Below are 12,565 nucleotides of genomic sequence, written 5' to 3' on the forward strand. Positions count from 1 at the left end.
CCGCTCCGGTAGTGGGCAGACTCACCCCGGGCCCAACCGCGCCAGCCTAGGGGGTTCCGCGGTGGGTGGCAAACCGCGAGTGGCCTAGCCCGCGAAGACTCCGCGGATCATCCCGGCGAAGTCGTTGCCCACGGTGAACAGGAACAGCAGGCTCGTGCCGACCAGCAGCCCCAGCACGACGAGCATCGAGATGACGACCTTGACGTTGCTGCTGCGGCCGTTGTCGGGTGACTCCTCCCAGCCCTGGGCCAGGATGTGGCCGGTCAGCGAGCCGGAGTTGTCCACCGCGTTCATCGACACCGGCATCGTCAGGTCGATCGGGGAGGCGGCGCCGGGGGCGCCGTACACCGTGCCCTGCATGCGTTGCTGGGGCACGCCGGCGGGCTCCGGGTGCCGCTCGGCCGCCGGCGTCGGAGAGGCGCCGGTCGATGTCGCCGCCGCCCCGAACGGCGCCCGGGTCCTGTCCGCAGCGCCGACCCCGAACGAGGCGCCGCCCCCGCCGTAGCCGGGCGCACCACCGTTGAACGGCGCCGCCGGGTGGGACGGGGCTGTCCGGTGGGACGGCGGCGTCAGATGCGACGGCGGCGTCGGGTGGGACGGGGCTGTCCGGTGGGACGGCGGCGTCGGGTGGGACGGCGGGTATGACGGCAGCGTGTATGCCGGGAGCCCGGCGGACGCCGGGATCATGGGCGGCGCCGGGAACGGTGTCGGTGGCGGGCCCGGGACCGGGCTCGGTCCGGGGCCGGGCGGCACGGGGGCGGGACCCGGGCTCGGCGGTCCGGGCCACGGGTCAGGCCCGGGCGGCACGGGCGACGGACCCGGTCCGGGCGGCACCGGGGACGGACCCGGTCCGGGCGGAACGGGCGTCGGCGGCGCCGGGTCCGGGGCGGGCGGCGGGCCCGGTGGCGTCGGCGCTGGGCCGGGACGGGGCTCGGGGGTGGGGAACGGCCGCGGCGGCTGCGGGGCCGGGAATGGACTGGGCGGCGGCTCGATCGGTGCCGGCGGCTCCACGGGCCTGGACGGCTCCTGCGGTTTTCCGGGCTCGATCGGCCCGCCGGGCCGACCCGGCTCGGCGGGGTGCGGCGGGGGCTCGGGTGTCGAAGGCTCGGGCAGGCCGGGCCGCTCGGGCTCGGCGGGCTGCGCCGGTTCGATGTCGGGCTGCGGCGGCTCCGGGTCGGGTGGAGCAGGCTCGGACCCGGCGGCCCGAGTCCCGTAGACCGTGGCCTGGGCGGTCCGGCGGGTGCCCTGGCCGACGTCCTCGGGACCGGGGCGCACTGCGCCGGGCACGGTGGCGCGCGCCGCGTTGGCGCTGGGCACGGCCGAGACGGGCCGGACCGTGGAGCCGCTGACCGGGGCGGCCGTCGAGGCCCGGACTGCCGTGCCGCTGACCGGGGAGGTCGCTGACGCCCGGCCTGCGGGGCTGCTGACGGGGGCCGTCGCCGTCGCTCGGGCGGCGGGGCTGCTGACGGAGGAAGTCGCCGAGGCCTGGGCTGCAGGGCTGCTGGCGGGGGCCGTCGCCGTCGCGCGGGCGGCGGGCGGACGATCGGCCCACAGGGCGCCGGGGGCGGGGGGCGGAGGCAGCTCGTACCCGTCCGCGCCGGGAGCGTCCGCGGGCGTCCGCGCAGCGCCCGGCTGGCCGCCGGGGCTGTCCGGTGCCGCGTGCTGCTCGTCCATGGGCCCCTCCCGACCGCCGCGGTGCGCGCCGTCGCCGAATCGTTGCCGCCGGGCGCTGACCCTTACCGTGCCATATCCGCGCTCGTCAGCACACCCGGCGTCGACTCGCCAGGTGACGGCCGTTGCGGGCTACTCGCCGGCCGACGCGCTCGTCGCCGCGGAACCCGAGGCCGAATTCGACGCGGTACCCGTCCGTGAGCTGGACGCCGAGCCGATCGACGACGAGCCGATCGACGCGCTGTTGCCGGTGGCCGAGCCGGTGGTGCCGTCCGCCGACGCGGTGCCCGACGTGGGCGGGGTCTCCGGCGTGGTCGGCGGTGTGGTCGTGGGTGGCGTGGTGGAAGGCGGCGTCGTGCTGGGCGGGGTGGTGCTCGGCTGCATGGTCGGGGGCTTCGTCTCCGGCTTGGTCGTCTCCGGCTTGGTGGTGGTCGGGGTGGGCGACGGTGTCTTGGTCGGCTTCGGCGGGGGCGAGGAGAGGTCGGGGCCGTTGGTCGGGCCGTCCACCGAGCCGTACACGCGGGTGGCCTGGAACAGCCGGGTCCACCGGACCGGCACGAGCCGCACCGTCAGGCCGGTACGCGGGGCCTCCACCATCATGCCGTCGCCCGCGTACATGGCGACGTGATGGATGTCGGTCCAGCTGGAGGTGTAGCTGAAGAACAGCAGGTCGCCGGGGAGCAGCGAATACCGGTCGACGACCTTGTTGCGGGTCTGCCAGTACTGGTCGCGGGCCACCCGGGCGATCGGGAACCGCCCCGCCGCGTCGCTGCGGTAGGCGCCGTAGACGATGCCCGAGCAGTCCCACTTGTCGGGGCCCTCGGCGGACCACTCGTACGGATCGCCGCGCTGGGCCAGGGCGAACCGCACCGCCGCGATGGCCCGGGGGTCGGCGCCGCGACCCTGGTCGGCACCCGCCAGGTAGCCCGCGCCGAGGCGGGCGTCGACGGCGTTCTCGGCCGCCTCGGCCTGGTTCAGTGCATCCGCGTTCTGCTGTTCGAGCCGCTGCAGCGCGGCCTGCTTCTTCGCGATGTCGGCGTTGAGCCGGTCGTAGCGAGTGGTGATCTCGGTGGCGTGGGTCGTGGCGAGCTCCCGCTCGTCGAGCGCGATCTGCTGGGCCTCCTGCGCGATCACGAGCTGGCTGGCCGCCACCTGCTCGCCCGGGGAGTTGCCGCGCTGGATCCGGGCCAGGGAGTCCAGATCCTGCAGCCCGGAGCCGAGCGCGCCCGGCGGCAGCGCGGCGGCGTCGCGCATGGCGTTCTCGGCCGCTGCGGCGGCGTCCTGCTGCGCGACGACCAGCGCGGCCTGGGTACGGGTGACCTTCTGATCGGCGAGCGCGGCCTGCCGGCGCGCGAGGTCGCGATCCTCGCCGAGCTTGATCAGCTGATCGCCGAGGGCGGCGATCTCGCCGCGCTGCTTTTCGATCTTGGCAAGGAGCGGGTTGACCGGGACGCCGGGCGTCGGCGCGGTGGTGGCCGTCGCGGGCCTGACCTGGCCGGGAAGGGCCAGCGTGCCGAGCGGGATCGGGCGTGAGCCCGCGTCGGGCACCCCGGGCAGCGCGGCGGGAACGCCGGGCGCGGCGCCAGGGCCCGTCGGGGTGGTGGGGGCCGCGGTGGCGGGCAGCGGGTGGAACAGCGCGGCGATTGCGGCCAGCGCCGCCGCTGCGTACGCGAGATGGCGCAGACGGTGACGCACGCGCTGCGGTTCGCCCGAAGCGGTCCGTGTGTCCGTTGCCATGTGCTCCCCGTCCGCGTCGGTGCTCGACACACCGCCGCTCGTCGTTCCCCCTTAAAAGGTGATACACCGCGCCGCGCATCTCTGTCGATCGGTCTGGGCCGAAAGGCTGCGGTTTCTTCCGGGACGGTTGCCGAACAGTACCGCGGTGGTGGATCTCCCGGCGCGGGCTGTCAGGGGTGGGACGTAGGCTCGACGGCGAGCGAACGGGAGAGGGGCCCCAATGGATGCCGGACTGAAGCGTGAGCTGGAGGCCAAGGTCTACGCGGGCGAGCGGCTGACGCGTGCGGACGGCGAGGCGCTGTACGCCAGCGACGATCTGGCCTGGCTCGGCCGCCTGGCGCACCACCGGCGTACGGAGCTCAACGGCGACCGGGTGATGTTCAACGTCAACCGGCACCTCAACCTGACCAACGTCTGCTCCGCCAGTTGCGCGTACTGCTCTTTTCAGCGCAAACCGGGTGAGAAGGATGCGTACACGATGCGCATCGACGAGGCCGTGCGCAAGGCCAAGGAGATGGAGGACGAGCAGCTCACCGAGTTGCACATCGTCAACGGCCTGCACCCGACGCTGCCGTGGCGCTACTACCCCAAGGTGCTGCGCGAGCTGAAGGCGGCGCTGCCGAACGTCAACCTCAAGTGCTTCACCGCGACCGAGGTGCAGTGGTTCGAGAAGATCAGCGGCCTGACCGCGTCGGAGATCCTCGATGAGCTGATGGACGCGGGTCTGGAGTCGCTCACCGGCGGCGGCGCGGAGATCTTCGACTGGGAGGTCCGCCAGCACATCGTGGACCACGAGTGTCACTGGGAGGACTGGTCGCGCATCCACCGGCTCGCGCACTCCAAGGGCATGAAGACCCCCGCCACGATGCTGTACGGGCACATCGAGGAGCCGCGGCACCGGGTCGACCACGTGCTGCGCCTGCGCGAGCTGCAGGACGAGACGGGTGGCTTCGCGGTCTTCATCCCGCTGCGCTACCAGCACGACTTCGTGGACTCCGCGGACGGCAAGATCCGTAACCGGCTGCAGGAGCGCACGACGATGGCGGCGCCCGCCGAGTCGCTGAAGACGTTCGCGGTGTCCCGGCTGATGCTCGACAACGTGCCGCACGTGAAGTGCTTCTGGGTCATGCACGGGCTGTCGGTCGCCCAGCTCTCGCTGAACTTCGGCGTCGACGACCTGGACGGCTCGGTCGTGGAGTACAAGATCACCCACGATGCCGACTCGTACGGCACGCCGCACACGATGCACCGGGAAGATCTGCTCAACCTCATCTGGGACGCCGGTTTCCAGCCGGTCGAGCGCAACACCCGCTACCAGGTGGTCCGCGAGTACCCGAAGCCGGTGCCGATGGCCGAGCGGCGCAGCGAACCCCAGCAGGTCTGGGCATAAGCCGCGGCGTACCCTCGGGAGGTCATGGCCGAGACAACGAGCGAGCGCCGTCCGCGCCGCGCCCCCGACGGGCGCCTGGCCACCGCGGGTGACCTGCTCGGGGTGGCGTTCGCGGGGCTGCTCTGCGGCGTGGTGATCCTGCTGATCTTCGAGGGGATCATGGCGTTGCTGCGGCTGTCCGTGTTCGGTGACGCCAGCGGCTGGCTGGCCCTGGTCCTGCCCGGGTGGCTGTTCGTCGAGGAGTTCCGCGCGGCCGGGTACGGGCCGAACCGGGTCGTGGTCGCCGGCCTCGGCGCCGGCTTCGGGCTGGCGGTCGGCCTGACCATGGCCGGTCTCGCCGCCGGCGCGTTCCCCGCCCTGGTCAGCGGGGCCGTCGGCGCCGCCGCCGGTACGGTCGTGTATTGCCTGGTCTGGTTCTACGGCCTTCGGTGGCTCAGCCACCGGGCGGGCTGAGAGGGAAGCGTCATGAGTCCGTCGGTCAAATACACGCTGGGGCGCCTCGGCCTGTTCGTGGTGGTGTTCGTCCTGCTCCTGCCGGTTCCGCTGAACCTGCTGGTCAAGGCGATGATCGCGCTGGTCGCGTCGGCTGGTTTCGCGTACTTCCTGCTGGCGCGGTGGCGCAACGAGATGGCCGAGCAGCTTGCGGGCGCCGCGGACCGGCGCCGAGCGGAGAAGACCCGGCTGCGGGCCGCGCTGGCTGGCGACGAGGCCGCCGCCGCCGCGGGCGACCGCGCCGCCGCGTCACCCAAAGGCGACGCCGAGTCGCCCGACGGTGACCGCGCCGCGGACGACACGCCTGCCGACTCGCGCAACGGCAACGGCAACGCATCAGGCGCAGGGGAGCCCTGACCAGGGACTGCGCTATCCATCACGCCGGAGTAGGGGGACTTTGGCATGACAGGCAGTCGGGCAGATTCATTGCCAATCATCGATCACCGGTGGTGCAGTGACGGGACGGGTCCCCCTCCCGACCAACGGAGGTCGTTCATGAGACGACGTGTCGCCACCCTCGCCGCCGCCGCGATCGGGCTCGCATTGACCGCGTCCGCCGCCCCGGCCCAGTCCGCCGCCGCCCACCCCGTCACCGCGGAACCGGGCGCCGGCGCATCTGACCAGTCCGCCCAGTACGAGGTGTACGACGCCCGTACGCTCGCGCAACGCAACACGATCGCGCGCACGGGCGCCGCCATCGACGACGTGGAGCACGCCGTCGTCACCGTCACCGCCACCCGCGGGGAGGTGCAGGCCCTGCGCGGGCTCGGGTTCACGGTCAAGCCGGTGGCCGACGGCCGTCCCGACGCCGGCCCGAACAGGCTGGACTTCCCGCCCGGCGACGCGGCGTACCACAACTACAGCGAGATGGTCGCCGAGGTCGACGCGATCGTCGCCCGGTACCCGTCGATCGCCAAGAAGTACGTGCTCGGCACGTCGTACGAGGGCCGGCAGATCGTCGCGGTGAAGATCTCCGACAACGTCGCCACGGACGAGAACGAGCCCGAGGTGCTGTACGACGCGAACCACCACGCGCGGGAGCACCTCACCGTGGAGATGGCCGTCTACCTGATGCACCTGTTCGCGGACAACTACGCGAGCGACACCCGGATCAAGAACATCGTGGACACCCGGGAGCTGTGGATCGTGCCGTCGGTCAACCCGGACGGCGCCGAGTACGACATCGCCACCGGCTCGTACCGGTCGTGGCGCAAGAACCGGCAGCCCAACAGTGGCTCCCGCTACATCGGCACCGACCTGAACCGCAACTACGGCGACCACTGGGGCTGCTGCGGAGGTTCGTCGGGCAACCCGTCCTCGGAGACGTACCGGGGCCCGTCCGCGTTCTCGGCGCCGGAGACCCGGGTGATCCGCGACTTCGTCAACAGCCGGGTCGTCGGCGGCAAGCAGCAGATCAAGGCCGCGCTGGACTTCCACACCTACTCCGAGCTGGTGCTGTGGCCGTTGGGCTACACGACCGCCGACACCGGGACCGGGATGACCGCGGACGACAACAACACGTTCGCCACCTTGGGGCGGCAGATGGCCGCGACGAACAACTACACCCCGGAACAGGCGAGCGATCTGTACATCACGGATGGTGACTCGCTCGACTGGCTGTGGGGCGCGCACAAGATCTTCGCGTACACGTTCGAGATGTACCCGACCAGCTCGGCGCAGGGCGGCTTCTACCCGCCCGGCAGCGTCATCGCCCGGGAGACCGCGCGCAACCGGGAGGCGGCGCTGATGCTGGCCGAGGTGGCGGACTGCCCGTACAAGGTGATCGGCAAGCAGTCCCAGTACTGCTGAGCGCCGCGCGATCCGGCCGCCGGTCAGCGACGGGCGGCCAGGATCGCGAACGTGCCGCCCTGCGGGTCGTCGAGTACGGCGTACCGGCCCATCGGGAAGCTCGTCGGCGGATGCACCACCCGACCGCCCAGTGCCGCCGCCCGGGCCGCCGAGTCGTCACAGTCGGCGACCGCGAAATACACCATCCAGTGCGGCGGCAGGTCGGCGGGCCACGATTCGCCGAACATCGGCTGCATGCCCGCGATCGTGCGGCCGTCGCGCTCCCACACCACGTACGGCGGGCTGTCCGGCGCACTGTCGCGTGCCGACCAGCCGAACACCGCCCCGTAGAACCGTTTCGAGCCCTCGACGTCCCGCGTGGTCAGCTCGTTCCAGGTCAGGGCGCCGGGCCGGTCGAACACCTCGGCGCCCCGCATCATCGCCGGCTCCCACACGCTGAACGGCGCCCCGGCCTGGTCCAGGAACGCCGCCATCCGGCCCTGGTCGAGCACGTCGAACGGCGCGACCAGCACCTGCCCGCCGGCCTCCTGAACCCGAACGGCGACCGCGTCCGAGTCCGCCGTGCCGATGTACGTGCTCCAGGCCGTGGGCTGGCCTTCACCGAACAACGGTCCGGCGCCCGCCGCGGGCAGCCCGTTCAGGTTGAAGATCGTGTAACCGCCGGACTCCGGATCGGGCGACACGTGCGCGGTCCACCCGAACAACGAGGTGTAGAAGCGCACCGCGTCGTCCAGGTCGGCGGTACCGAGGTCCACCCAGGTCGGCACGCTGTGGGTCGGCGCGGTCATGACCGTGTCTCCTGACGCATGCGGGCATCGTCGCACCGGGCCGCCTTTCGACGGGCTTAAGTGTCGAAGTTCCGCCTGAACCGATGATCCGCCTGCGTCGATAGGTCCACCGACGACTCCGCGGTCCCGGAACGGGCGCGAATCAGGCCAGCGCCTCCGGCAGCGGCTGCGCATGCACCACGGACAGCCGGGACACGGCCCGGGTGAGCACCACGTACAACCGGTGCAGGCCGCGCGGCTCGGCGGACACGATGTCGGCCGGCTCGACCACGATGACGTGGTCGTACTCGAGGCCCTTGACGACCGAGGCGGGCACGACCGTGACCCGCGCCCCGGTCTCGACGTCGTCGGGGGTCGCGGCGTCGAGACCGGCGGCCGTGAGGTGGGTGCGCAGGCGGCCGACCGCGGCGTCGGCCGCGATGACCGCGACCGAACCCTCGTGGTCCAGTGCCGCGGTGACCTCGACCAGGACCGCGGCGTCCAGATCGCCGGGCTGGGCCACCGCGACGATCGCGAGGTCGCCGTCGCGGCGCAGCGACACCGCTTCGGGTACGTCCACGCCGAGCGCCGGCAGCAGCCGGTTGGCCAGGGCGACCACGACCGCGGGTACGCGGAACCCGACCGTCAGCGGCACCACGGCGGCGTCCGGCTTGCCCAGGTGGGCCAGCGTGTCCCGCCAGTCCGCGGCGGCCCACGGCGCGGTGCCCTGGGCCAGGTCGCCGAGCAGCGTGATCGAGCCGTGCTCGCTGCGCCGGGCGATCGCCCGCGCCTGCATGGGGGACAGGTCCTGCGCCTCGTCGACCACGACGTGCCCGAAGCTCTGCTGCCGTTCCATCAGCCCGGCGGCCTCGTCGACGAGCACGGTGTCGGCCGGGCTGAACCGGGCGGACTTGACCGTGCGCGGGGGCTTGGCCCACAGCAGTGCCTGTTGTTCCTCCGCGGTGAGGATGCCGTCGGCGCTGCGGGCGAGCAGTTCGGCGTCCGTGAGCAGCGCGACCACCAGCCCTTCCGGGGTGACCTCGGGCCAGGCGTGGTCGAGGAACTCCCGGACCGGTGCCACCTTGGCCATCCGGCGCAGCCAGGCTTCGCTGGGCGAGTTCCCGGTGCGGTACTCGGACTGCCGTTGCAGCAGCCCGACCACGCGGGCCTGTACCCGTTCGCGCCCGACCAGATAGGGCAGTCCCTCCCGCCGCGCCTCGTCGACCACGCGGCGCAGCGGCTCGGGGTCGATGCGCCACCGGTACGAGCCGTCCGACACCATGATCGGCTCGGCCGGTTTGCCGATCCGTCCCCACAGCGCCCGGCGCAGCACGTCGGCCATCCGGGCGTCGTGCTTGAGCAGCGCGGCGGCGTCGGTGTCCGTGCCACGTACCGGCGCCCGGGCAATGAGGTCGTCGACCGTCGACTGGGCCACCTCGACCTCGCCGAGCGCGGGCAGCACCGCGGAGATGTACGACAGGAACGCCGAGTTCGGCCCCACGATCAGCACCCCGGACCGGCGCAGCCGTTCCCGGTGCAGATACAGCAGGTACGCGGCGCGGTGCAGGCCCACCGCGGTCTTACCGGTGCCCGGCGCGCCCTGCACGCAGATGGAGTCCGCCAGCTCGGCCCGGACCAGTTCGTCCTGTTCGGGCTGGATGGTGGCGACGATGTCGCGCATCGGGCCGACGCGCGGGCGCTCGATCTCCGCGGTCAGGATGCGGCTGTTCGTGCCCAGTTCCTCGCCACGGTCGAGGTGTTCGTCCTCGAAGCTGGTCAGCTGGCCCTTGACGAAGCCGAACCGGCGCCGGGTCGAGACGCCCTGCGGGTCGCGGACGCTGGCCCGGTAGAAGGCCCGGGACAGCGGCGCCCGCCAGTCCAGCACCATCGGCTCGCCGGAGTCGTCCGTGACGTGCCGCCGTCCGACGTGGTGGTTGCCGGAGTCGAGGTCCAGGCGCCCGAAGAACAGCGGGGTGTCCGGGTTGTCGGCCAGTTCGGCGACCCGCTTGGACAGGGTGCGGCCGAGCATTTCGGCGGTGTAGGCGTCACCGGCCACGTTCTCGCCCGTGGCGAACAGGGCCTGAGCGCGTTCGCGCATGCGGCCCAGGGCCGCGCGGGACTCGGTGAGGTGATGCCGCTCGGCGGCGAGTTCGGTGTCGAGATCAGGTGCGGTCACGGGTCGTCCTCAGGGCCGGTCCGGATCGCTCGCGTGTCCGAATGGCCGGATTGCCGGCCTTCGGCGCGGGGACGTCCGCTGCGGTGCTTGCTCACCACGGCCGTCAAGCGGCCCACCAGGGTACGCGTGCCCCTTACCCGGCTCCACCGAATTATGGGCCCGCCGGGCCTGGCGGGCGTGTTCTTCGACCGAATCGCCGTACCCGCGAGCAGGCCGGTCCGGGCCGGGGATAGCGTCGCCGTCATGAGCGTTCAGCGGCCTCGCGTCGGGCACATCCAGTTCCTCAACTGCCTCCCGCTCTACTGGGGCCTGATGCGCTCGGGTGCCCTGCTCGACGTGGACCTGCGCAAGGACAACCCGGACCGGCTCAACGCGGCCCTGGTCGCCGGTGATCTGGACATCGGGCCGATCTCCCTGGTCGAGTACCTGCGCCACGCCGATGACCTGCTGCTGCTGCCGGACCTCGCGGTGGGCAGCGACGGCCCGGTGCTCTCGGTGAACCTCATCTCCACCCGGCCGCTGGCGGAGCTGGGCGGCCGGAGGGTCGCGCTCGGTTCCACCTCCCGTACCGGGGTGCTGCTCGCGCAGATGCTGCTGGCGGAGCGGTACGGCGCCGAGCCGGACTACTTCCGGTGCCCGCCCGACCTGTCGCAGATGCTGCTGGAGGCGGACGCCGGGGTGCTCATCGGCGACCCGGCGCTGCGCGCGATGTACGAGGCGCCGGCGCGCGGTCTGCACGTCACCGACCTGGGCCAGGCGTGGCACGAGTGGACCGGGCTGCCGATGGTGTTCGCGGTCTGGGCGGTGCGCCGGGACTTCGCGGCCGCCCACCCCGGCGTGGTCAAGGACGTGCACGAGGCGTTCCAGCGCTCGCGTGACCTGTGCCTGGGTGAACTGGACGAGGTCGCCCGGGCGGCCGCCCGGTGGGAGCCGTTCGACGCCGCGACGCTGGCCGCGTACTTCCGGGCGCTGGACTTCTCGCTCGGCGTGCGGCAGGTCGACGGGGTGCGGGAGTTCGCGGCGCGGGCGGCCCGGCGCGGAGAGGTCCCGGCGTTGCCGACCGACGGGCCGGAGTTCGTGCAGCTTTGAGCGGGGCGCTGGTCGCGGCGTAGTTGGCGTCCGGCGGCAGCGCGGTCAGCGGCAGCGTGGGCGCACTCGTCGGGGAAGGGTGTGTCGTTACGGTACGTGCCGGTGATAACACGATCGGCGACGATGCGGGCCACCATCGGTGGGTCTGCCGGAATCGCCGCGAGAATTTTCTCATCGGGGGTTACCGCGGTTTTTGCGCGCTTCCTCCGGATTCCCGGACACGTTGCGTATACGTGGTTTCAGCCGACCGTGATAAGCCCTGGTCGGCTGCCGGAAATCGGTCGAGAATGGCCACTCGCCCGAGATGCCAAGATCGCCATAACCGGATAGCCTGCACGGCCGACGGTAGACGAATCCGGTTCACGAGAACGCGGACGGCGCCGTCGTGCAGTCGCCGGAGGACGAGAACTGCCATGCCGCTACCGCAAAGCCTTGCATCGGTAACGCTGTCGGTCGTCACTCCGATGTTCAACGAACGCGAGGCGGTCGACCACTTCGTGGCTCGGCTGCGTCCGGTGCTCGACGGGCTCGGTGTGACGTACGAGGTCGTCGCGGTCGACGACGGCAGCCGGGACGCGACCGTGGCCCGCCTGATCGAGCTGCGCCGCGACTGGTCGGAGCTGCGCGTGGTCGCGCTGCGCCGCAACGTCGGTCACCAGACCGCGCTGGCCGCCGGCCTGCGCAGCGCCCGCGGCGAGTACGTCGTGAGCATCGACGCCGACCTGCAGGACCCGCCCGAGGTCATCGGCGAGATGCTGACCGTCGCGCGGGAGCAGAAGGTCGACGTCGTGTACGGCGTTCGCAGCGACCGCAGCACCGACACCTCCTTCAAGCGCAACACCGCGGGCGCCTACTACTGGATGATGCGTCGCCTGGTCGGGCCGTGGGTCAGCGACAACGCCGGAGACTTCCGGCTGATGAGCCGCGCGGTCGTCGACGTGCTCAACGCGCTGCCCGAGCAGCGTCCGGTCTACCGGCTGGTCGTGCCGTCGCTCGGCTTCGTCAGCGCCGAGGTGCCGTACGTGCGGGCCGAGCGGGTGGCGGGCGAGACCAAGTACCCGCTCAGCAAGATGATCAAGCTGACGGTGGACAGCGTGACCAGCTTCTCCGCTGCGCCGCTGAAGATCGCCACCTGGCTGGGGCTGCTGAGCTTCGTACTCTGCGTCCTGCTGATCGTCGGCGGCCTGATCGCCTGGGGGTTCGGCGCGGTCGTGCCGGGCTGGACGTCGCTGTACGTCGCGGTGCTGCTGCTCGGCGGCATCCAGCTGATCTGCCTGGGCCTGCTCGGCGAGTACGTCGGGCGCCTCTACGCTGCCGCCCAGAACCGCCCGCAGTTCCTGGTCGCCTTCGACACCGACGACTCCCAGTCCTCGCACGGCGTGGAGTCGGTCGAGCTCGCGGGTCGCTGATGAGGAACAGCATCCACGGCGCGCA

Annotated in this window: 9 protein-coding genes and 1 pseudogene; 6 read left to right on the plus strand and 4 right to left on the minus strand. The window is 72.2% G+C overall.

Annotation, left to right across the window (positions count from 1 at the left end; translation table 11 throughout):
• Positions 1 to 84 precede the first annotated feature (84 nt).
• Together ACMCNK_RS24805 and ACMCNK_RS24810 are read right to left on the minus strand one after the other, a co-directional pair.
• A complete protein-coding gene (locus ACMCNK_RS24805; RefSeq protein WP_412738773.1) occupies positions 85 to 1,674 on the minus strand; it encodes a hypothetical protein in 1,590 nt (529 codons plus the stop codon).
• Between the two features lie 129 nt (positions 1,675 to 1,803).
• Positions 1,804 to 3,408, minus strand: a complete 1,605-nt coding sequence (locus ACMCNK_RS24810) for a C40 family peptidase (protein ID WP_412738774.1) — start codon at positions 3,406 to 3,408, stop codon at positions 1,804 to 1,806.
• A gap of 220 nt (positions 3,409 to 3,628) precedes the next feature.
• On the opposite strand from ACMCNK_RS24810, the gene mqnE reads away from it, so the two are divergent.
• The 4 genes and pseudogenes from mqnE to ACMCNK_RS24830 form a co-directional block, all read left to right on the plus strand.
• On the plus strand, positions 3,629 to 4,798 hold the full coding sequence (mqnE, locus tag ACMCNK_RS24815; RefSeq protein WP_412738775.1) for an aminofutalosine synthase MqnE: 1,170 nt from the start codon (positions 3,629 to 3,631) through the stop codon (positions 4,796 to 4,798).
• A gap of 24 nt (positions 4,799 to 4,822) precedes the next feature.
• Positions 4,823 to 5,251, plus strand: a complete 429-nt coding sequence (locus ACMCNK_RS24820) for a hypothetical protein (RefSeq protein ID WP_412738776.1) — start codon at positions 4,823 to 4,825, stop codon at positions 5,249 to 5,251.
• A 12-nt stretch (positions 5,252 to 5,263) separates the two neighbouring features.
• Entirely contained in the window at positions 5,264 to 5,647 is a 384-nt protein-coding gene (locus ACMCNK_RS24825; RefSeq protein ID WP_412738777.1) for a DUF4229 domain-containing protein, read from the plus strand.
• A 138-nt stretch (positions 5,648 to 5,785) separates the two neighbouring features.
• Positions 5,786 to 7,096 (plus strand): annotated as a pseudogene (locus ACMCNK_RS24830) (M14 family metallopeptidase); the annotation flags it as partial.
• Positions 7,097 to 7,122: 26 nt separating this feature from the next.
• On the opposite strand, the gene ACMCNK_RS24835 reads toward ACMCNK_RS24830, so the two are convergent.
• Positions 7,123 to 7,887 carry a VOC family protein gene (locus ACMCNK_RS24835; RefSeq protein WP_412738778.1) on the minus strand — a complete coding sequence of 255 codons (765 nt, stop codon included), beginning with the start codon at positions 7,885 to 7,887 and terminating at the stop codon, positions 7,123 to 7,125.
• 142 nt (positions 7,888 to 8,029) lie between these two features.
• Entirely contained in the window at positions 8,030 to 10,042 is a 2,013-nt protein-coding gene (locus ACMCNK_RS24840; protein WP_412738779.1) for a HelD family protein, read from the minus strand.
• Between the two features lie 243 nt (positions 10,043 to 10,285).
• On the opposite strand from ACMCNK_RS24840, the gene ACMCNK_RS24845 reads away from it, so the two are divergent.
• Complete coding sequence (locus tag ACMCNK_RS24845; protein ID WP_412738780.1) at positions 10,286 to 11,131, plus strand: menaquinone biosynthetic enzyme MqnA/MqnD family protein; 846 nt, start codon at positions 10,286 to 10,288, stop codon at positions 11,129 to 11,131.
• A 464-nt stretch (positions 11,132 to 11,595) separates the two neighbouring features.
• Positions 11,596 to 12,540: a glycosyltransferase family 2 protein gene (locus tag ACMCNK_RS24850; protein WP_412738781.1), complete on the plus strand. Its 945-nt coding sequence runs from the start codon at positions 11,596 to 11,598 to the stop codon at positions 12,538 to 12,540.
• Positions 12,541 to 12,565: the final 25 nt, after the last annotated feature.

This window comes from Krasilnikovia sp. MM14-A1259, assembly GCF_047159535.1.
Classification (GTDB): Bacteria; Actinomycetota; Actinomycetes; order Mycobacteriales; family Micromonosporaceae; genus Actinoplanes.

What these genes read in the sequence shown, in the direction of transcription:
- ACMCNK_RS24845 (WP_412738780.1), top strand. Translation starts at nt 10,286, where the DNA reads ATGAGCGTTCAGCGGCCTCGCGTCGGGCACATCCAGTTCCTCAACTGC.
- ACMCNK_RS24850 (WP_412738781.1), top strand. Translation starts at nt 11,596, where the DNA reads ATGTTCAACGAACGCGAGGCGGTCGACCACTTCGTGGCTCGGCTGCGT.
- ACMCNK_RS24835 (WP_412738778.1), bottom strand. Translation starts at nt 7,887, where the DNA reads ATGACCGCGCCGACCCACAGCGTGCCGACCTGGGTGGACCTCGGTACC.
- ACMCNK_RS24810 (WP_412738774.1), bottom strand. Translation starts at nt 3,408, where the DNA reads ATGGCAACGGACACACGGACCGCTTCGGGCGAACCGCAGCGCGTGCGT.
- ACMCNK_RS24825 (WP_412738777.1), top strand. Translation starts at nt 5,264, where the DNA reads ATGAGTCCGTCGGTCAAATACACGCTGGGGCGCCTCGGCCTGTTCGTG.
- ACMCNK_RS24820 (WP_412738776.1), top strand. Translation starts at nt 4,823, where the DNA reads ATGGCCGAGACAACGAGCGAGCGCCGTCCGCGCCGCGCCCCCGACGGG.
- mqnE (WP_412738775.1), top strand. Translation starts at nt 3,629, where the DNA reads ATGGATGCCGGACTGAAGCGTGAGCTGGAGGCCAAGGTCTACGCGGGC.
- ACMCNK_RS24805 (WP_412738773.1), bottom strand. Translation starts at nt 1,674, where the DNA reads ATGGACGAGCAGCACGCGGCACCGGACAGCCCCGGCGGCCAGCCGGGC.